This window comes from Lysinibacillus sp. A1 (genome assembly GCF_000801965.1).
GTDB lineage: Bacteria > Bacillota > Bacilli > Bacillales_A > Planococcaceae > Lysinibacillus > Lysinibacillus fusiformis.
The window spans coordinates 118,152-136,657 of the sequence record NZ_JSZM01000006.1 but is presented as its reverse complement, the minus strand read 5'-3'; the positions used below and the strand labels follow the sequence as shown (position 1 = coordinate 136,657).

General features: G+C 37.6%; 15 protein-coding genes. 13 read left to right on the top strand and 2 right to left on the bottom strand.

Features of this window, described 5'->3' with window-relative positions; genetic code table 11:
- The first annotated feature begins 73 nt into the window (after positions 1 to 73).
- From PI85_RS04480 to PI85_RS04450, 7 genes are all read left to right on the top strand, one after another.
- Positions 74 to 2,194 carry an HD family phosphohydrolase gene (locus PI85_RS04480; RefSeq protein ID WP_036127183.1) on the top strand — a complete coding sequence of 707 codons (2,121 nt, stop codon included), beginning with the start codon at positions 74 to 76 and terminating at the stop codon, positions 2,192 to 2,194.
- 8 nt (positions 2,195 to 2,202) lie between these two features.
- Positions 2,203 to 2,676: an rRNA maturation RNase YbeY gene (ybeY, locus tag PI85_RS04475; RefSeq protein WP_036127181.1), complete on the top strand. Its 474-nt coding sequence runs from the start codon at positions 2,203 to 2,205 to the stop codon at positions 2,674 to 2,676.
- Positions 2,677 to 3,027: a diacylglycerol kinase family protein gene (locus tag PI85_RS04470; RefSeq protein WP_036127179.1), complete on the top strand. Its 351-nt coding sequence runs from the start codon at positions 2,677 to 2,679 to the stop codon at positions 3,025 to 3,027. It abuts the gene before it with no gap.
- Positions 3,028 to 3,092: 65 nt separating this feature from the next.
- Complete coding sequence (locus tag PI85_RS04465; protein ID WP_008179431.1) at positions 3,093 to 3,506, top strand: cytidine deaminase; 414 nt, start codon at positions 3,093 to 3,095, stop codon at positions 3,504 to 3,506.
- Positions 3,493 to 4,410, top strand: coding sequence for a GTPase Era (era, locus tag PI85_RS04460; protein WP_036127177.1), 918 nt, complete (start codon positions 3,493 to 3,495; stop codon positions 4,408 to 4,410). Before PI85_RS04465 ends, era begins: the two co-directional genes overlap by 14 nt.
- Positions 4,411 to 4,565: 155 nt before the next feature.
- Complete coding sequence (gene recO, locus PI85_RS04455; protein ID WP_036127175.1) at positions 4,566 to 5,354, top strand: DNA repair protein RecO; 789 nt, start codon at positions 4,566 to 4,568, stop codon at positions 5,352 to 5,354.
- An 875-nt stretch (positions 5,355 to 6,229) separates the two neighbouring features.
- Positions 6,230 to 7,948 (top strand): HD-GYP domain-containing protein, encoded by a 1,719-nt coding sequence (locus PI85_RS04450; protein WP_036128138.1) that lies wholly within the window; start codon positions 6,230 to 6,232, stop codon positions 7,946 to 7,948.
- 49 nt (positions 7,949 to 7,997) lie between these two features.
- Here the strand turns inward: PI85_RS04450 and PI85_RS04445 are convergent, their stop codons facing one another.
- Both PI85_RS04445 and PI85_RS04440 read right to left on the bottom strand, forming a co-directional pair.
- On the bottom strand, positions 7,998 to 9,383 hold the full coding sequence (locus tag PI85_RS04445; protein ID WP_036127174.1) for a glycine--tRNA ligase: 1,386 nt from the start codon (positions 9,381 to 9,383) through the stop codon (positions 7,998 to 8,000).
- A 554-nt stretch (positions 9,384 to 9,937) separates the two neighbouring features.
- Positions 9,938 to 12,049 carry a serine hydrolase gene (locus PI85_RS04440; protein WP_036127172.1) on the bottom strand — a complete coding sequence of 704 codons (2,112 nt, stop codon included), beginning with the start codon at positions 12,047 to 12,049 and terminating at the stop codon, positions 9,938 to 9,940.
- Between the two features lie 253 nt (positions 12,050 to 12,302).
- Here PI85_RS04440 and PI85_RS24365 point away from each other — a divergent pair, with 253 nt between their 5' ends.
- The 6 genes from PI85_RS24365 to PI85_RS04410 all read left to right on the top strand — a co-directional run bounded on the left by PI85_RS24365 (position 12,303) and on the right by PI85_RS04410 (position 18,262).
- Complete coding sequence (locus tag PI85_RS24365) at positions 12,303 to 12,461, top strand: hypothetical protein (RefSeq protein WP_158499484.1); 159 nt, start codon at positions 12,303 to 12,305, stop codon at positions 12,459 to 12,461.
- A 337-nt stretch (positions 12,462 to 12,798) separates the two neighbouring features.
- Positions 12,799 to 13,431, top strand: coding sequence for a helix-turn-helix transcriptional regulator (locus PI85_RS04430; RefSeq protein ID WP_008178461.1), 633 nt, complete (start codon positions 12,799 to 12,801; stop codon positions 13,429 to 13,431).
- A 17-nt stretch (positions 13,432 to 13,448) separates the two neighbouring features.
- Positions 13,449 to 14,261 carry a pyruvate, water dikinase regulatory protein gene (locus tag PI85_RS04425; RefSeq protein WP_008178459.1) on the top strand — a complete coding sequence of 271 codons (813 nt, stop codon included), beginning with the start codon at positions 13,449 to 13,451 and terminating at the stop codon, positions 14,259 to 14,261.
- A gap of 215 nt (positions 14,262 to 14,476) precedes the next feature.
- Positions 14,477 to 16,303: a DNA primase gene (gene dnaG / locus PI85_RS04420; protein WP_233301486.1), complete on the top strand. Its 1,827-nt coding sequence runs from the start codon at positions 14,477 to 14,479 to the stop codon at positions 16,301 to 16,303.
- A 32-nt stretch (positions 16,304 to 16,335) separates the two neighbouring features.
- Positions 16,336 to 17,463, top strand: a complete 1,128-nt coding sequence (rpoD, locus tag PI85_RS04415; protein ID WP_004227165.1) for an RNA polymerase sigma factor RpoD — start codon at positions 16,336 to 16,338, stop codon at positions 17,461 to 17,463.
- A 232-nt stretch (positions 17,464 to 17,695) separates the two neighbouring features.
- Positions 17,696 to 18,262 carry a hypothetical protein gene (locus PI85_RS04410; RefSeq protein WP_036127169.1) on the top strand — a complete coding sequence of 189 codons (567 nt, stop codon included), beginning with the start codon at positions 17,696 to 17,698 and terminating at the stop codon, positions 18,260 to 18,262.
- Positions 18,263 to 18,506 lie beyond the last annotated feature (244 nt).

Sequence of the window (18,506 nt, the reverse complement as noted above, 5' to 3'; positions counted from 1 at the left end):
GCTTTCTTATACATTTTTCGAGAAAAATGTATGTTGAATTGGTATGATAGAAGGTAGATAGAGGAGGTGCCAGATGGAGAAACAACTTCGAAAATTTACAGAGCTTATCGGTTTTCGCTATTTTATTATCATCATTCTCATTTTAACAGGATGCCTACAATTTGGATTGATGTATGGCAATGTTAAAGGAGTTACATATGATTTCAAACCTTTACAGTTAGCCCCTGAAACCGTACGATCTACTAAAACAATAGAAGATACCTACAAGACACAGCAAGAGCGGGAAAAAGCCGCAACTGCAGTAGGCCCGGTCTATCAATTTTCGGAGGATGTCGCCAAGCAAAGAGCAGCGATTGTCACATCGTTATTTGATTATGTACTTGAGGTAAAAAAGGATGTGGCAAATAGTAAGGAACCAATTGCAATTGCCGATCAAGTAGGGCAGCTGCGCAAAAAATTTGAATCGCTCGATGAAGATCAAATGCCACTCATCTTTACGGATTCACAGCTAGAAGGACTTTTAGTGCAGAGCGATGAGGATTTAAATAGAACAAGTATCCAATTATCCAAAACGGTAGAGGAATACTTACAAAAATCCATTCGACCTGAAAATGTCTTTGTTGCTCAAAATGACTTTGAGACGAAAATTCGAGGACAAAGAGGGTATCCAGATAAAATATTCAATACGGTTGTTTTAATTGGCCGTACAAGCATCATTGAAAATGAAACCGTTAACGAAGAACAAACGAAAATAAGAAAAGAACAAGCGAAGGAAAGTGTAGAGCCTACAAGAATTTTACAAGGTCAAATTATTGTGCAGGAAGGCCAGATTATTGATAAAGAGGCATTTCGACAATTAGAGCTTTTAGGGATGATCAGTAATCAAGCTTCCTTAAAACCAATTGCAGGACTCATAATTTTAACACTGCTCCAAATGGTGTTTATGTATATTTTATTCGAGCGTTGGGAGGCTAACGAACGAAAAAAACGAAATGCATTATTGGTAACAGTGATTGTTTATAGTTTGTCCATCTTGCTAATGAAATTTATTAGCTTAGTTTCTGGCGGATTTGATGTGACCATTGCCTTCCTTTTCCCAACAGCATTGGCTACGATGCTTGTCCGTCTATTGGCAGATGATAAAGCAGCAGTGCTTGTTACAGTTATGACTGCTGCTTCAGCTGGCGTTATTTTTCAAGAAGGCTATTCATCCGTTATGCAAATGGAAATTACGCTTTATATCATTTTCGGAGGGTTTGCAAGTTTATTCTTTTTACGTAGTGTTGAGAAGCGGTCCCATATTTTACAGGCAGTTGCGGTTATCTCTCTTGTAAATATGGCTTTTATCGCCTTCTATTTATTAATGACACAATCATCCTATGGTTTACCAGAACTAGTGTTTTACTTTGTTGCGGCTATGTTATCTGCATTGCTTTCTGGAGCGTTGACAATGGGTCTTTTACCATTCTTTGAGTCGGCATTTAGTTTATTATCATCCTTGCGATTAATTGAGCTATCCAATCCAAATCATCCATTATTAAAAAAATTACTAATGGAAGCACCAGGAACATATCATCATAGTGTGATGGTCGCAAACTTAGCTGAAGCTGCCTGCGAAGGAATAGGAGCAGATGGGTTACTAGCGCGTGTAGGGTGCTACTATCATGATATCGGAAAAACAAAGAGACCAGCTTTCTTCATTGAAAATCAGATGTCAGGCATTAATCCGCACGATTCATTGCCTCCTGAAACAAGTGCAGAAATTATCATTGCTCATACAACTGATGGAGCAGACATGTTAAGACGCTATAAAATGCCTCAGGAAATTATTGATATTGCGTTGCAGCATCATGGGACAAGTTTGTTAAAATTTTTCTTGTTTAAAGCGAAAGAGCAAGGGAAATCCTTTGATGAGGCTACGTTTAGATATCCTGGCCCAAAACCGCAAACGAAGGAAGCAGCGGTGATAAGTGTGGCAGATAGTGTAGAGGCAGCAGTACGGTCAATGAAAGAGCCGAATTCTGAGAAAATTCATAAGCTAGTAAGAGCTATCATTGACGATCGAGTACAAGATAACCAGTTTGATGAATGCGATATTTCAATAAAAGAGTTAAAATGTATAGAGAGAGTACTTTGCGAAACATTGAACGGAATTTTCCATTCACGTATTGAGTATCCTAAGGCAGATAAGTAGGAGGATCTATGATTTTAACAATTGATTTTACTGATGAAACAAATGAAGTTGCAGCACAGCATACAGAGCTTGTAGAAAAGCTTTTGCAGCATGCAGCGAGTGTAGAAAATATCGAGCCAGAAACAGAGGTTTCTGTCACGTTTGTCACAAATGGCACGATTCAAGATATAAACCGCGAGTATCGTGGGAAAGATCAACCAACCGATGTTATTTCCTTTGCATTGGAGGAGCTAGGTGAAGGTGAAATGGCTGTAACTTTCGAAGGAATGCCCCGTATACTAGGCGATATTATTATTTCAACAGATCGTGCAAAAGAGCAGGCTGAGGAATACAATCACTCCTTTGAAAGAGAATTAGGTTTTTTAGCTGTCCATGGCTTTTTACATTTACTCGGTTATGACCATATGGAGCCTGAAGAGGAAAAAGTGATGTTTACAAAACAAGATGAAATACTACAAACTTTTGGTTTAGGACGAGATTAAATGGATTTGCGTAAATACTTGCGATCATTTGGCTATGCGTTTGAAGGCATTATAACTGCAAGTAAAGAACAAAATTTAAAATCACATATTGTGAGTGCAGTCATTGTCATACTGGCTGGTTATTTTACAGGTTTGTCTCGAACGGAATGGTATATTGTGCTACTATTAATAGCACTTATGTTTGCATTGGAAATGATCAATACAGCTATTGAGAGAGTAGTGGATTTGGCTTCGCCGAACCTCCACCCACTCGCCAAGCAGGCAAAAGATATCGCAGCAGGTGCTGTGCTTGTATTTGCGCTATTCAGTGCTATAATCGGATTACTTATCTTCCTACCAAAATGGTTGTAATCGAAGTGAGTATCTGATATGAGAAATTAACTGTATTATATTAACGTGAGGGAGAAATATGATAGATGACAATTGATATGCATGCATTACTAGAGGAATCTAAAAAAGCGCGTGAAAAAGCATATGTTCCATACTCAAAATTTAAAGTAGGCGCAGCTCTTTTAACGAAGGCCGGAGAAGTTATTCACGGTTGTAATATTGAAAATGCAGGCTATAGTATGACGAATTGTGCTGAGCGTACAGCATTTTTTAAGGCTGTGTCAGAAGGTACTTATGAATTCGAGGCTATTGCTATTGTTGCAGATACAGAAGGCCCATGCGCACCATGTGGAGCATGTCGTCAGGTGATGATGGAATTTTGCGCACCGACGATGCCTGTTTATTTAACGAATTTAAAAGGTGATGTTACGGTAACGTCAGTGGGCGAATTATTACCGTTTGCATTTACAACGGAGGATTTAGAGAATGCTGGAAACTAGAAGTGGCTATAAGTCAGGCTTTATCTCTATTATTGGTCGTCCCAATGTTGGTAAATCGACATTTTTGAATCGTGTCATTGGCCAGAAAATTGCGATCATGAGTGATAAACCACAAACAACACGAAATAAAGTACAAGGTGTACTGACATCAACAGATAGCCAAATGGTTTTTATTGATACACCAGGTATCCATAAGCCCAAACATAAACTTGGTGATTTTATGTTAAAAGTTGCCAAAAATACATTGCGCGAAGTGGACGTGATTTTGTTCATGGTGAATGCTGAGCAGAAGCTTGGCAAAGGCGATGAATTTATTCTAGAAATGTTGGCGGGAAATTCGACGCCAGTATTCCTTGTTATTAATAAAATCGATCAGATTCATCCAGATGAATTACTTGGAATTATCGAAAGCTATAAGGAACGTTATGAATTTGCTGAAATTATTCCTATCTCAGCGTTACAAGGCAATAATGTAGAAAGCTTATTGGACACGTTGTCGAAGTATTTACCAGAGGGGCCACAATATTACCCAGCTGACCAAGTAACGGATCATCCAGAGCGCTTCATCATTTCTGAGCTTATTCGTGAAAAAGTGTTACATTTAACGCGCGAAGAAATTCCTCATTCTATTGCGGTTGTGATTGATAAAATCCGTCGAGATGAGGAAAACAATGATAAAATTCATGTCTCAGCCACTATAATGGTTGAACGTGATTCACAAAAAGGTATTGTCATTGGTAAACGTGGTGCCCTATTAAAAGAAGTAGGGACACGTGCACGAAAAGATATCGAAATGCTATTAGGTTCTAAAGTCTATTTAGAACTATGGGTAAAAGTCCAAAAAGATTGGCGTAATAAATCAACACATTTACGTGATTTCGGCTTCCGAGACGATGAATATTAATAAGCTTTGCTGACTTGGGTAACACCGTCAAAAAACTAAGGTGTACAGTATTGGCTGTGTGAATGCCCTCGGTCATATAGTTTTTACTTTGAGCTGTCCAAAATATTTTGGAGAGCTCTATTTTCATGGACAGTTTATAGGAAAGGAGGGGGACTATGCTTCATAAATGGGAAGGAATTGTTTTAAAAGTACGCGCTTATGGTGAATCCAATAAAATTGTTACACTGCTTACGCGAGAGGCAGGGAAGGTAGCAACCATGGCAAGAGGTGCAAAAAAGCCTTCTAGTAGATTAGCGTCGGTCACACAACCTTTTACATATGGCATGTTTATGGTGCAACACCATACTGGTATGGGGACATTGCAACAAGGGGAGCATTTGAATTCAATGCGCCATATTCGTGAGGATATCATGGCCACTGCCTATGCTAGCTATATTATGGAACTTGTGGAACGGGTCGTAGAAGAGGGAAAACCAGAGCCTTTCGCCTTTGATGTCCTGTTGCAAGCACTCCAAGCGATAGAGGATGGCTATGATCCTGAATCCATCACACTCTTTGCTGAATGGAAGATGCTACCCTATACAGGAGTCCAGCCTATATTACACGCCTGTGCCGCATGCGGAGCTGTAGATGGGGAATTTGCTTTCTCCTTTGCACAAGGTGGGTTTTTATGCCATCGCTGTTATCAGCATGATCCCTATATTATTCGCTTAACGCCGACACAACTTAAGCTTATTCGTATGTTCTATACAGTTCCCATTGATCAAATCGGGAAAATTGAATTAAAAAAGGAAACGAAATATTTTATAAAAAAAATTATAACAACAATCTATGAAGAACAAACCGGAATTCGTTTTAAGACGAGAAAGTTTATCGAGCAGCTAGAGAGAACCCCTGAATTACAAATACGCACTGTGAACGAAGGAAAGACAGAAGAACCTTAACTGAATTGCCCCGTAAAAGTTAGACATCAGTCTAACTTTACGGGGGTTTTTTTTATAATCTACAAATTTCCATTTAAAAAAAGATTTTTAAAAAGTCCTCTGAATCATCCGAAAATCCAGTTATCACTAATTTACCTGCCCCTTCAGCTAGGGGATGAATGGTGATAGCCTCTGACATATCCTCCTTTTCATCCCATTTGAGCAGATGCAATATTATCATAAATGGCCATCAGATAATCCTGCTAAATTGACTAATTAATGATTCTTTCTGTAATAGCTAACGCTAATTTTAACACCTAACTTATATCGAAATTTTTTAAATGATAATAGAGACCTTTGTATGATGTAATTGGTAATGTGACGTCGAAGTCTTGAACGTGGTGTTCCTATTAAATTGTGTTGTAAATGAATAAAATTTCAATTTTTACAAAATAAAATTTTTACATAAATTTAGTTTTTTATATTAAATATTAAATTTGTGGATTTTATTCATGAGTCTATATAACTTGATTTTTCGTTTTATTATTTATCTAATAATGATTTATTGTGAGAATAGTCTTGTGTTTTTATGTAGTTTTCAATATATAAATAGTAGAAACTAATCACTCGAGTCCCATATACTAGTTGAAAAGGTATTTTAACCTATGATATTGTAAGTGATATAGATATTCTTATTTATATTTTTTTAATATAACTTAGTCGTTTAATCCCCTGTCGAAATAAATGTACTTAATATAGATCTGACATGCCTATGAAATAGAAAACAAGCCTCTATCAGCAAAGCGTATTTTTATACGTTTATCAGAATAACGCAGTCCTATGGAAGAAGGAGGGAGTCACATAGTGCTTGGTACATTGCGTATGTGGCAGAAAATATGCTACGAAAAGTAACCTTAAGTATTCGTGAAGTTGAAGCGGATGATATTTTAGCGGAAGATATCTTTTCAGATTATCGTTTATTAGCTAAGAAGGATTTAGTTTTAACGGAGCGAATTATTGCTTTACTTAAACTTCGAAAAGTAGATGAATTATCTGTCTATCTACCATCGGATTCGGTTCGAATTGTCCATGATTTAAGTGCTCAGCGAACGAGAGAATACGAGGATTTATTTTCACCACTAATGGAGGAGAAAGATCCAATCGATGACTATAAAGAAACCGTCCATCAACTTTTTATGACAACTCTAGAGAATGTTGTCCATGAATTACGTTATGGTCAAATTTTAAAAAGCATACAAGATACGGCTTATGTTCGCGGTGTTTTCGAAAAAATTTTAGAAGAAAAACATCGCTATGAGTTACTTATGCGTTTAAAGGACTGGGATGAGTATTCTTTTGTCCATTCATTTGATGTATTTGTATTAGGAACCATTTTTGCTCGATATTTGGGGTTAACAGATATCGAAACATTAGCAAGAGGTTATTTGTTCCATGATATTGGGAAGGTCTTTATCCCCCAAGAAATTTTAAATTTAAAGCGTAAGCTCTCGGAAGATGAGTTTGAAATTGTTAAAACACACACAACAAAGGGCTATGAGCTTCTTATCGAAAATGAAGAGGAGGATATCGCCTATTTAGCGCGAGATCATCATGAGCGCTTTGCTGGGAAAGGTTATCCTAATCAGCTTTGTGCGGATGATATGAGTGAAGGAGTACAGTTGCTACAAATTATTGATGTGTATTCCGCGATGACGTCTAAGCGAGTTTATCACGATGGTTATGGAGCAACGGATGCTTTAGCTGTTTTATACAAGGATCGGCATTTATATAACGAAAAATTTATGAATAAATTTGTAGAATGTTTAGGCATCTATCCCGTTAACTCTGTTGTGATGCTCTCCGATAATCGTAGTGCACAAGTCGAGCTTGTTTACGATTTATTTCCTACTTTGCCCAAGGTGAAATTACTGGATGAGCAAACATCAATGAACCTACCTTTGAACTATAGTGTTAAAATAGCCAAAATGATTGATTATCGTGCCAATAGCTTTGAAGAGATTTTTAACCTATTCGTGGAGCAATTAATCAGATGTGACGAAAATAATCTAAGAATGCATTTTAGTAAGTTAATTGATCATTTACACCCAAAAGAAATTGTCCTAAAAATATTTTTACCAGCTTTTCGCATATTACGTCTGTTAACGAGAGAAATACAAACGGATATGACGAAATATAGAAATTCAATTACTATTTTAAAGAAATTATTAGAAGAACAATTAAACGTTTTGTATATGGATTATCAGCATGAAAAAACGACCATTCTAGTAGTAGAAACAACCCTTCGTGAAAACTTCTTCATTAAGCTTGTGCAAAGTATTCTGTATATTGATAAAATTGTGCCTTTCTTCATAAATCCAGGTGATGATCAACGTATTACACAGCTAATGGGGCATTGTGATGTCAATGTCGCTTATTTTATTGAAGATGAACAAACCGTCGAAAAGCGAGTTCGTCCAATGCGGGAAGGAGCCTTTCTCTATTATTCATTAGCCGATATAGAGGAATTACTTGTTAGCTTAATCGGTATGAGTGTGAAAAAGTTTTCATTTGAGGAAAAAATGCAAGAGCGTTTATTTTCAACTTACAAAGCATAAGAAGAGGGAGTTGCCAGTAATGGCAACCCCCTCTTTATTATTGTAACTATTAAAATTGAAGATGTTTTTCAATATAGGCTTTAACTTCTGAAATTGGCATACGAACTTGTGTCATAGAATCGCGGTGACGTACTGTCACTTGGCCATCTTCTTTTGAGTCAAAATCGTATGTGATACAGAATGGTGTACCGATTTCATCTTGGCGACGGTAACGTTTACCGATTGATTGTGATTCATCAAAATCAACAGGGAACGCTTTGCGAAGTTCAGCCCAAACGTCTGTAGCTTCATCAGATAATTTTTTAGAAAGAGGTAGAACAGCGGCTTTAAATGGTGCAATTGCTGGGTGGAAACGTAAAACAGTACGTTTATCGTCACCTTCCAACTCCTCTTCATCATATGCATCGCATAGGAATGCTAATGTCACACGGTCAGCCCCTAAAGATGGTTCAATACAATAAGGAATATAACGTTCATTTGAAACAGGATCAATATAAGTGAAATCTTCACCTGAATGCTCCATATGTTGTTTCAAATCATAATCTGTACGGTCAGCGATACCCCAAAGCTCTCCCCAGCCAAATGGGAATTTAAATTCGATATCCGTTGTCGCGTTAGAGTAGTGAGACAGCTCATCATCCTCGTGATCACGAAGACGCATAGAATCTTCTTTCATGCCTAGGTTTAATAACCAATTTTTACAGAATTCTTTCCAATAAGAGTGCCATTCAAGATCCTCTCCTGGCTTACAGAAGAATTCAAGTTCCATTTGTTCGAATTCACGTGTACGGAAAGTAAAGTTTCCTGGTGTAATTTCATTTCGGAAAGATTTACCAACTTGTGCAATGCCAAATGGAGTACGTTTACGCATAGAGCGTTGAACATTTTTAAAGTTTACGAAAATACCTTGTGCTGTTTCTGGACGTAAGAAAATCTCATTTGTAGAAGACTCTGTTACACCTTGGAATGTTTTAAACATTAGGTTAAATTGGCGAATATCTGTGAAATCAGCTTTTCCACAATCAGGGCACACTACATCGTATTTAATCATTGTTTCTTTCATTTGATCGAATGTCATACCATCAACAATGATTTCATCACCTTTTGCTAACGCTGCGTCTTCAATGATTTTATCAGCGCGATGGCGAGCCTTACATGATTTACAGTCGATCATTGGATCATTAAAGTTCCCAACGTGACCAGAAGCCACCCAAGCTTTTGGGTTCATTAAGATGGCAGCATCGATACCGACATTGTGCTCTGATTCCTGAACGAATTTTTGCCACCAAGCTTTTTTAATATTGTTTTTTAATTCAACACCAAGTGGACCGTAATCCCAAGTGTTTGCTAGACCACCGTAGATTTCTGAGCCTGGGAAGACAAAGCCTCGGTGTTTTGCTAATGATACAATTGTTTCCATTGATTTGTTAGCCATAAAATAGCCTCCTTCAAAATTTTTCACCTTTTTAGCGGTAAAACGCTAAAGCTTTTCATTCAGTGTTGACTAAATGAAAATAGCACCCGTCTCCGGGCACAATGTATGCCCAGGGACGAGTGCTAATACCCGCGGTTCCACCCTGATTGTTTTAAACAAAACGTTTAAAACCTCTTTTCAAAAAGTTAGCTCAAGGAGTGCCTTTTCTCTGTTACTATGTAGACTTTCACCATCTTCTACTCGCTCTTGAATGGAACAGATACTTTTTTCCCATCATCGCCTGTATAACGCAATTTGCTCGAACATATAAATAGAGCTAGCGTATGTGTCAACATTGTAGCACGTAGTTCATTGATTCGCAATCATTATTAAACTGTATAGAGAGCATATGTTGTTCTGAAGGCCATAAACCAGTTTTGACGGTCGACAGCCTCGTCACACGAGGGGACTGTTAATTTTGGCTAAATATTGTTTGGGCCTTTTTTAGTCCTCCCAAAAAGCTGTCCCATACGGTCAATCATGACCGAAGGACAGCTTTTTAGGTAAGCGGACATTTATTTTTTTAATGAAATCTCAAATTTGGCGTCTACTTCTCCTACAAATACAACTCTACCGTTTTCTGGTAATAAGACTTCGTTTATACCACTAACCACAGTATAGTTCACGCAATTACCTGTTTGGTCATATACAGCAAAGGAGCCCTTGGACGGCATTTTAACTGTCATGATTTTTTCTTTTGCATTTGTTGGTACTGAAAACCATTTAGCATGGCCGTCTGCTTGGATCGTTGTGACAGATTGTTTGCCGGGGTAGAGCGGTTTTACAAGCTCCTCATGACCGTATAAACCTCCTGCTACTGTAAAATATTCTACTCCATTTTTCTTGAAAAATTCAATTTCCATAGTATCTCGACCAGCCATGCCAGGGATTTGTAGTTGGTTAACTGCTTGGTTTGCTCCAATAATTTTATTAGTTAACAAATAGCCTGGAACATCTTTAATCGTATCAATTGTTAAAGTTGGTGCAGAATTAGTGTAGAGCATCGATGAATATTTTTCATTCATTAAATAATATTTTTCCCCTTCACGTTTCTCCCATATGGAAGCTATATCTTTCGTTAAGATATTGGCTTCTAGCTTTTCAGCTTTATACTCGGAGACAGCTGTTTGGGGAAGACCCGGTACATTAAAATACAAGCTGGACCATAAATAGGTGTGTCCATTTTTCTCCTCTATGAACTTTATCTTTTCTGTCCCTTCCTTGTTTACAAATGAACCATCTGCTGTATATGAATACGTTTGGATAGGGTTATCAGGGGCCGTAAGCATAGATACAGACAATTCACCAAGAGAATTAATTTCTATCTTCATTAACGCACCTGAAATACCACCATACATACCTGCATGCTGCGATAACTTCTGGGGCATTTCAGCCTTTATAGGCACGCCATGGGACTTTTTCGGCTTCTGTTCATGAATAATCCCTTTTTCCTGAAGTGCACTAAGCAGAATTTCATTAGCTAACAGTTGATCTAATAAGCTTTGACCTCCTGAAGAGACAACAGCCGCAGCCATGTTGTATTCCGGGAGTACAACTATTGAAGAATGATAAGATAATGTATCTCCACCTTTCGTAAGTGCCTTGATGCCATATTCACTGAATGGGAACAAGCGTACACTGTCCCAGCCAAGCCCGTAAGCGACGAAAGATGGATCAGCTTCCACAGGCCACATGCCTCTTTTGTACTCATCTTGTGTCATGGCTACTACTGATTCACGAGATAGAATATCATCAACTTGTCCTGTGAAGATTTGTGAGAATTTAACGAGATCTTCAGCTGTGGAATAAATGCCACCAGTAGCAATAATATTAGTATTTTCTGCTGGTAGTTGTCCGTTATAGGCAGGGGAGTAGATTCCCGCTAGTTTCGAAGAATCTACAAGATCCTGCGGCGTTTTCGTATGGCTCATTTCTAGAGGCTCTGTCAAATACTTGCTGATAAATGCGGTGAAGCTCATGCCACTCACTCGCTCTATCAAAATCTCAGCTAACGTAAAACCATCGTTACAATAAACCGAAAAAGCTCCCGGATCAGTCTTTAAGTTTTGAGTGGCTAAATGCTCTAGCAAAGAATCGTGTGCATACGTATCGTTATCGTCATATAAAAATGTATTTAGCGACGAAGTTCCTAGCAGGCCAGAGGAATGATTCAGGAGCATACGAGGTGTAATTTGTTTGTAACGGTCGTCTTTCATCGTAAAATCAGATATATAGTTCACCACGGGCAAATCCAAATCTACCTTACCTTCGTCGACAAGCTTCATAACAGCCGCTGTGAGCATCATTTTGCTCGTAGAACCTATACCGTACATTGTATTAGCAGTAAGCGGTCTATTGCCATTTAAATCGTTTTTGCCAGCATGCCCTGAAATGACAATTTCTCCATCATCGATGAGTGCGTATTGCAAACTTGTAGCGCCGTACGTTTCAGTGAGCAGCTTAGCTTTTTCTATGCCTATTTCTTTGGTCGCCTCAAATGTAAGACTGCCGCTGTTATTGACGGCAGTTGTGCCCATTGCAGATATGGGGGCTAGTATTGTTAGCATAAGGATTACAAGGAGTGATGTTCTTTTTCTTCCTGTTCTAGTGCTTATCCTCATTATCATTTGAATTCTCCTTTCATTAGCTGTTAATGGGACCTCTTAACGAGTCCTAAGGAAAGCTTATACAACGGAGATGTACTGCCAGTGACGATAGTATGAACAGAGTATGAACAAGTGAAAAAATGTTACAGTCGACAAGGTGAATTTCGGAAGAGGTGCTTTTATATCATCTCTAGTTTCAAAGTGGAGGAGTTTTTTCAATACGTTTAATTTATTCGTTTAAAAGATGACCTTAAATTTTTTATGATGAGCTCGAATGAACTCTTACCAAAGTGGCAATGACAATCATATGAACTATTATGGAGAACAAAAAAATACTACTTCTCCTCAGCAAGAATCCTTGCATGAGAGCCGTAGTATAAGAATATTGGCTAAAAGTGTTCAACAACCAATTACTGGCCGTAAAGCCTTTTGATAAATGATTTTGGAACTTCGAGGGGAATACGAATAGTTGTAATAGCATGATTAATGATGCTCGTTTATAAGCAATTCATCAAGCTGTGTAGCCTTCATGACAAAAATACAAATTAAAGAAATTACCCTTAAACTAAAATCCTCTACACTTATCCGCCATAACTTAACACAGATTACTGCTATTTTATGCAGTATGTTGTATAATTGAAATACTGCTTTAATTATGCAAAGCATTATTATAACACCTTTTGTATAGAATTAGTGTAATACTTTGCATACCTATCATTCTATAGTATATAATAATTGAGCATAAGTATAACACTATTAGATTTGAGGCGGTGAGTCCAATCGAACTCAATAAACGTCAGGAAAACATTTTACAAATTGTGAAAGAAAACGGCCCTATCACTGGGGAACATATTGCAGAACGTCTCAATCTGACTAGAGCGACTTTAAGACCAGATTTAGCGATCCTTACGATGGCGGGATTTTTAGATGCAAGACCACGAGTTGGTTATTTCTATTCAGGGAAAAAGGCATCCGTTACATTGATGGATAGTATTCACAATTTAAAAGTAAAGGATTTTCATTCAGGCCCTGTAGTTGTCCCAGAAACAATGACGGTTTATGATGCAATTTGCTTTATGTTTTCAGAAGATGTTGGTACACTCTTTGTCGTAGATAAGAATGAGTTTTTGACAGGCGTACTATCTCGCAAAGATTTACTGCGTACAAGTATTGGCACGCAGGATTTAAATAAAATTCCTGTACATATAATTATGACACGTATGCCTAATATTTCGTACTGTGAAAGATCAGATTCTTTGGTTGTTGCCGCGAACAAGCTCATTGAACGAGAAGTTGATTCGCTACCAGTAGTCGAACCACAAGAGGGTGGTTTGACGATTATAGGCCGTCTTACAAAAACAACGATTACACGAGCTTTCTTATCTCTTGCGCAAAATGACTAAATCTGAAGGAGAGCTGCATGAAAAGACTACGCGTATTTGTTGTATCTGACTCTGTGGGTGAAACTGGCGACCAAGTTGCAAAAGCAGTAATTAGCCAGTTTCGACCCGGTCTAGAGAATACTGTTATCCGACGATTTCCACATATTCAATCAGAGGAGCTTATTCGTAAGATTGTTTTCCTTGCAGCACAACAACAAGCATTTATTGTTTACACACTTGTTCGTCAAGAAATGCGAAAGCTATTACGTGATTTATGTGAACAGGAAAAGATACATGCAGTCGATATAATAGGTCCTGCATTACAATCAATGGCAACCTTTATGGAAGAAAATCCATTGGAGACACCTGGAATTGTTCATATGCTTGATGATGATTATTTTAAAAAAATTGAAGCCATTGAATTTGCAGTAAAATATGATGATGGTCGTGATCCCCGTGGATTATTACAAGCTGATATCGTGTTGGTAGGCGTATCTCGAACATCAAAAACGCCCCTTTCACAATATTTAGCACATAAAAAGTATAAGGTGGCGAATGTTCCTTTAGTTCCTGAAGTAGAACCACCTGAAGAGCTATTACAGTTGGACCCTAAAAAATGTTTTGGTTTAATCATCTCTCCTGAGAAGTTAAATTCTATAAGGAAAGAAAGATTAATGTCTCTCGGATTAAATGATGATGCCATTTATGCGCAACATAATCGTATTTTAGAAGAGATTCAACATTTTGAAAAAATTGTCGGCAAAATAGGCTGTCGAGTAATAGATGTGACTAATAAAGCAGTGGAAGAGACAGCAAATACTATCATAGAACATATTTTGACTTGCAAATAAATTGTACGAAAATAAACCACCTCGGTGATAGAGGCGGTTTTTTTGAGTGGATTTTGAAATTAGTATAGATAAAAACTAATTTTTGTTTTATAATAATAAAATTGTGGTAAAAATATTTATAAGAGAAAAATCCTAATTTTTTGTCGAGAAATAAAGGAATTTTAAAACGAATAGCGAATTGTGTTTCTAGAACGTAATTATTAAAGATGGTGATGATGGATTTGGCAGGGAAGATTCCAGAGGAAGTAATTGAACAGATTCGTACACAATCGGATATCGTTGATGTTATTAGTGAATACATGCAGCTGACCAAGCGTGGGCGAAATTGGTTTGGCCTCTGTCCATTCCATGGAGAACAAACACCGTCTTTCTCTGTTTCAACGGACAAGCAAATATTCCATTGCTTTGGATGTGGTGCAGGGGGAAATGCCATTACTTTTGTAATGGACATTGAAGGCATATCTTTTCCTGATGCTGTTGTGAAACTTGGAGAACGAGCTGGCATACATTTAGATGTTGAGCCAAGTTTTCCTGGGGGAACAAAAAAGATTTCTAAAGCGGAAGAAAGGATGAAAGAAGCACACGCTTTTACAGCAGATTTTTTCCACCATCTACTGTTAAATACAGAGGATGGCGAAGAACCTTTAAATTATTTGCTAGAAAGAGGATTTACAAGGGAGCTTATAGAATCTAATAACATCGGTTGGTCTCTCCCAAGCTTTGACGCCCTAACAATATTGCTTGAAAGAAAAGGTTATAACTTACAAGAAATGGCGGAAAGTGGGTTAATTATTAAGCGAGAGGGAGAAGAACGTTATTTTGATCGTTTTAGAGGAAGGATCATGTTCCCGATTCGAGATGAGAATGGTAAAATTATTGCCTTCTCAGGACGAATACTTTCATCAACAGGTGAGGAAGCGAAATATTTAAATAGTCCAGAATCACCAATATTTCAGAAAAGTGAAGTGCTCTATAACCTAGATAAAGCACGAACTTCTATCAGAAAAAATCGTCAAGTAGTATTGATGGAAGGTTTTATGGATGTGTTAGCAGCTAACTCTGTAGGTGTTATGAATGCCGTAGCAACAATGGGTACCTCGCTAACAAATCAGCATATCACAAAGCTTAAGCGCTTAGTTGAGCAAATTACGATTTGCTATGATGGTGATAATGCTGGATTTGATGCAGCGAAAAGAGCGGCGCAGCTTTTGCATACGGAGCGCATGAAAGTTGATATTGCTGTGTTACCAGAAAAATTGGACCCTGATGAATATATTCGCACGTTAGGCGGACAAGCATTTAAGGAACAAATTTTGGAAAACCCTCATGCGTATATTGCTTTTATGATGATGCATGCTAGACGAAATAAGAACTTTCAATTTGAAAATGATACGCTTCAATATATACAAGAAGTCCTTGAACAGCTCATAGGTAGATCGTCGCCAGTTGAACGGGATTTGTATATACGACAGCTATCAAATGAAACAAATATCTCGGAAGAAGCCATTTATGCCCAATTCCGAAAGCTGGAGGCGAATCAGGTACGTTCTGCAAAACCAGAAATGCCGACACAAACGCCTTCAATGCCAGTCACGCAACAACAAAAGCCTATGGATGCAGCTGAACGTGCCGAACGTTTATTACTGGCTCATATGCTTCATAATATAGATGTAGTGGACAGGGTATTACGGAGTGAGCAAAAAGAGCCATTTGTACGAGATGCTTATATGGCTGTTTTTGTTCGCTTAGTAGGATTTTATGAGGAATATGGTCATCCTGATTATCAACGCTTTATGGAGATTTTGGATGACGCTGAATTACGGAAAATTGTTATGGAAGCGGCTTTAGTCGAGCGAGATCCTGATCAAGCAGAGGCAGAGGTTGTGGACTCAATCCGTCAACTTCAAAAATATAGAATTGAGCAAGAAATTTATCAAAAGATGCATGAGTCAAAGGAAGCGGAGAAGATGCATGAGTATGCACGTGCACTTGAAATCGCCCAACAGATTATTCATTTAAGAAAATCGTTATCGGCGATTTAACCCGATTCGGTTGTTTAGAAGGAGGAAGGTTTATGGCGGACAAGTCAGAACGTTCAAAAGAGATAGAAGTAGAAATTACATTAGATGATGCAAAAAAATTCCTACAAGAAAAAGCAAAAACAGAGGGTGAAATTTCTATGAAAGAAATTTCAGAGAAACTAACACCTTATGAATTGGAAAATGAAGAAATTTTCCATTTTGCTGAGGATCTTGAAAAGCATAAAGACATTCAAATCATTGGAAAAGAAGAATTTGAAGAAGAAAGTCTAATGAAAGAAGAAGCGAACGAAGAGACTTTCGACTTAAATGATTTGAGTGTACCACCAGGTGTTAAAATCAATGACCCTGTACGTATGTATTTAAAGGAAATCGGTCGAGTTGATTTACTATCTGCAGAGCAAGAAATCGCACTTGCTGAACGTATTGAGCAAGGTGATGAAGAAGCACGTAAACGTCTTGCAGAAGCAAACTTACGTCTGGTAGTATCTATCGCTAAACGTTATGTAGGTCGTGGAATGCTATTCCTTGATTTAATTCAAGAGGGGAATATGGGTCTTATTAAGGCCGTTGAGAAATTTGATTACCGTAAAGGGTTTAAATTCTCTACGTACGCTACATGGTGGATTCGTCAGGCTATTACGCGTGCCATTGCAGACCAAGCACGTACAATTCGTATTCCGGTTCATATGGTCGAAACCATTAATAAATTAATACGTGTACAACGTCAACTTTTACAAGATCTTGGCCGTGAACCTTCTCCAGAAGAAATTGGCGAAGAAATGGATTTAACACCAGAAAAAGTACGCGAAATTTTAAAAATTGCACAAGAACCAGTATCTCTTGAAACACCGATAGGAGAAGAAGATGATTCCCATTTAGGAGACTTTATCGAGGATTCTGAAGCACAATCTCCATCTGACCATGCAGCTTATGAATTGTTAAAAGAACAGCTAGAAGATGTCCTTGATACATTAACAGACCGTGAAGAAAACGTACTTCGTTTACGTTTTGGTTTAGATGATGGTCGTACAAGAACTTTAGAAGAGGTAGGTAAGGTTTTTGGCGTAACACGTGAACGTATTCGTCAAATTGAAGCGAAGGCTCTAAGAAAATTACGCCACCCTTCTCGTAGTAAACGTCTAAAAGACTTCTTAGAATAATTTATATAGATGGAGCGATCCTACTAGTGTGAAAATACCTAGTTGGATCGCTCCTTTTTTATACCATTGAAAAGGTAAATAGCCCCGTTATTCCCCAATCTTGTTTCCACTAATAATAGATAATTAGAATGAAGGGAATGAGAGATTTGCGACTTTATACAGATGTATTTCCGAAGGCTGTGAGATAAAATTGTAATGCAACCATTATTAAGCAATGTTTGGAGTTAACATTATGACGAATCCCCGGAAAAAAATTATTCTAAATGAAATTTTGTTTTGGAAGCAAAATAAGCTATTACCAGAGCACTATTGTGACTTTTTAGCAGCTCTTTATACAGAGGGGGCTGATATAGAGGAGTTAGAACCGGTTCAAGATCCTAAACAAGCAATCTTGCCATCTGAAAAAAGAAAGATGTTTCTTTTGGTAGCAAGTCTATGTATCGCTATAATAGCTGTTTTGGCTATCTATTTTACAATAAAGTCATTAACACTGATTTTAACCGTTGTCGTAGGTATAGGTGCATGCATATTATTTATCGCTGCGTTCCAAATGGCGAAAAAAAAACATCTATTAGCTCCTATATTTCATTTACTTGCCGCCATCCTATTATTTAGTATATCTATCCGTGTGTGCACTACATATTTTAGTGGAGATAATATTGTTTTATTTTGCTTGATTGCCGCCAATTGTCTTATTTGGCTTTGGTCAGGTATTAAAATGAAGCTACTCTATTTCACAGTCTCCGGTGTTTTAGGATTACTAGCACTGATTGGCTATTATATCATAAACTTATTGTAATTTTTTGCCCCTATAAATGATCTGCACACTTTATATCAGGTGTGCGGATTTTTTTATTTTTTTGGTATATGAATGTATGCAAAGGGTATGATAACAGTATGAAAAAAAGTTGTGAAATTGACCAAAATTTGGTTTGGCAAGACATATTTTATCCAATAGATACAGAAATGTCGAATTTGTTACAAACAAAGGACAACTTAGCGAATAGGGCTTTTCGTTTCTTTGTTAATGAAGTACAATATTA

Coding starts and splice junctions, on each gene's coding strand:
- recO (WP_036127175.1), top strand. CDS start 4,566: ATGCTTCATAAATGGGAAGGAATTGTTTTAAAAGTACGCGCTTATGGT.
- rpoD (WP_004227165.1), top strand. CDS start 16,336: ATGGCGGACAAGTCAGAACGTTCAAAAGAGATAGAAGTAGAAATTACA.
- PI85_RS04465 (WP_008179431.1), top strand. CDS start 3,093: ATGACAATTGATATGCATGCATTACTAGAGGAATCTAAAAAAGCGCGT.
- ybeY (WP_036127181.1), top strand. CDS start 2,203: ATGATTTTAACAATTGATTTTACTGATGAAACAAATGAAGTTGCAGCA.
- era (WP_036127177.1), top strand. CDS start 3,493: ATGCTGGAAACTAGAAGTGGCTATAAGTCAGGCTTTATCTCTATTATT.
- PI85_RS04425 (WP_008178459.1), top strand. CDS start 13,449: ATGAAAAGACTACGCGTATTTGTTGTATCTGACTCTGTGGGTGAAACT.
- PI85_RS04470 (WP_036127179.1), top strand. CDS start 2,677: ATGGATTTGCGTAAATACTTGCGATCATTTGGCTATGCGTTTGAAGGC.
- dnaG (WP_233301486.1), top strand. CDS start 14,477: ATGGATTTGGCAGGGAAGATTCCAGAGGAAGTAATTGAACAGATTCGT.
- PI85_RS04410 (WP_036127169.1), top strand. CDS start 17,696: ATGACGAATCCCCGGAAAAAAATTATTCTAAATGAAATTTTGTTTTGG.
- PI85_RS04450 (WP_036128138.1), top strand. CDS start 6,230: ATGCTACGAAAAGTAACCTTAAGTATTCGTGAAGTTGAAGCGGATGAT.
- PI85_RS04445 (WP_036127174.1), bottom strand. CDS start 9,383: ATGGCTAACAAATCAATGGAAACAATTGTATCATTAGCAAAACACCGA.
- PI85_RS04440 (WP_036127172.1), bottom strand. CDS start 12,049: ATGATAATGAGGATAAGCACTAGAACAGGAAGAAAAAGAACATCACTC.
- PI85_RS24365 (WP_158499484.1), top strand. CDS start 12,303: ATGAACTCTTACCAAAGTGGCAATGACAATCATATGAACTATTATGGA.
- PI85_RS04480 (WP_036127183.1), top strand. CDS start 74: ATGGAGAAACAACTTCGAAAATTTACAGAGCTTATCGGTTTTCGCTAT.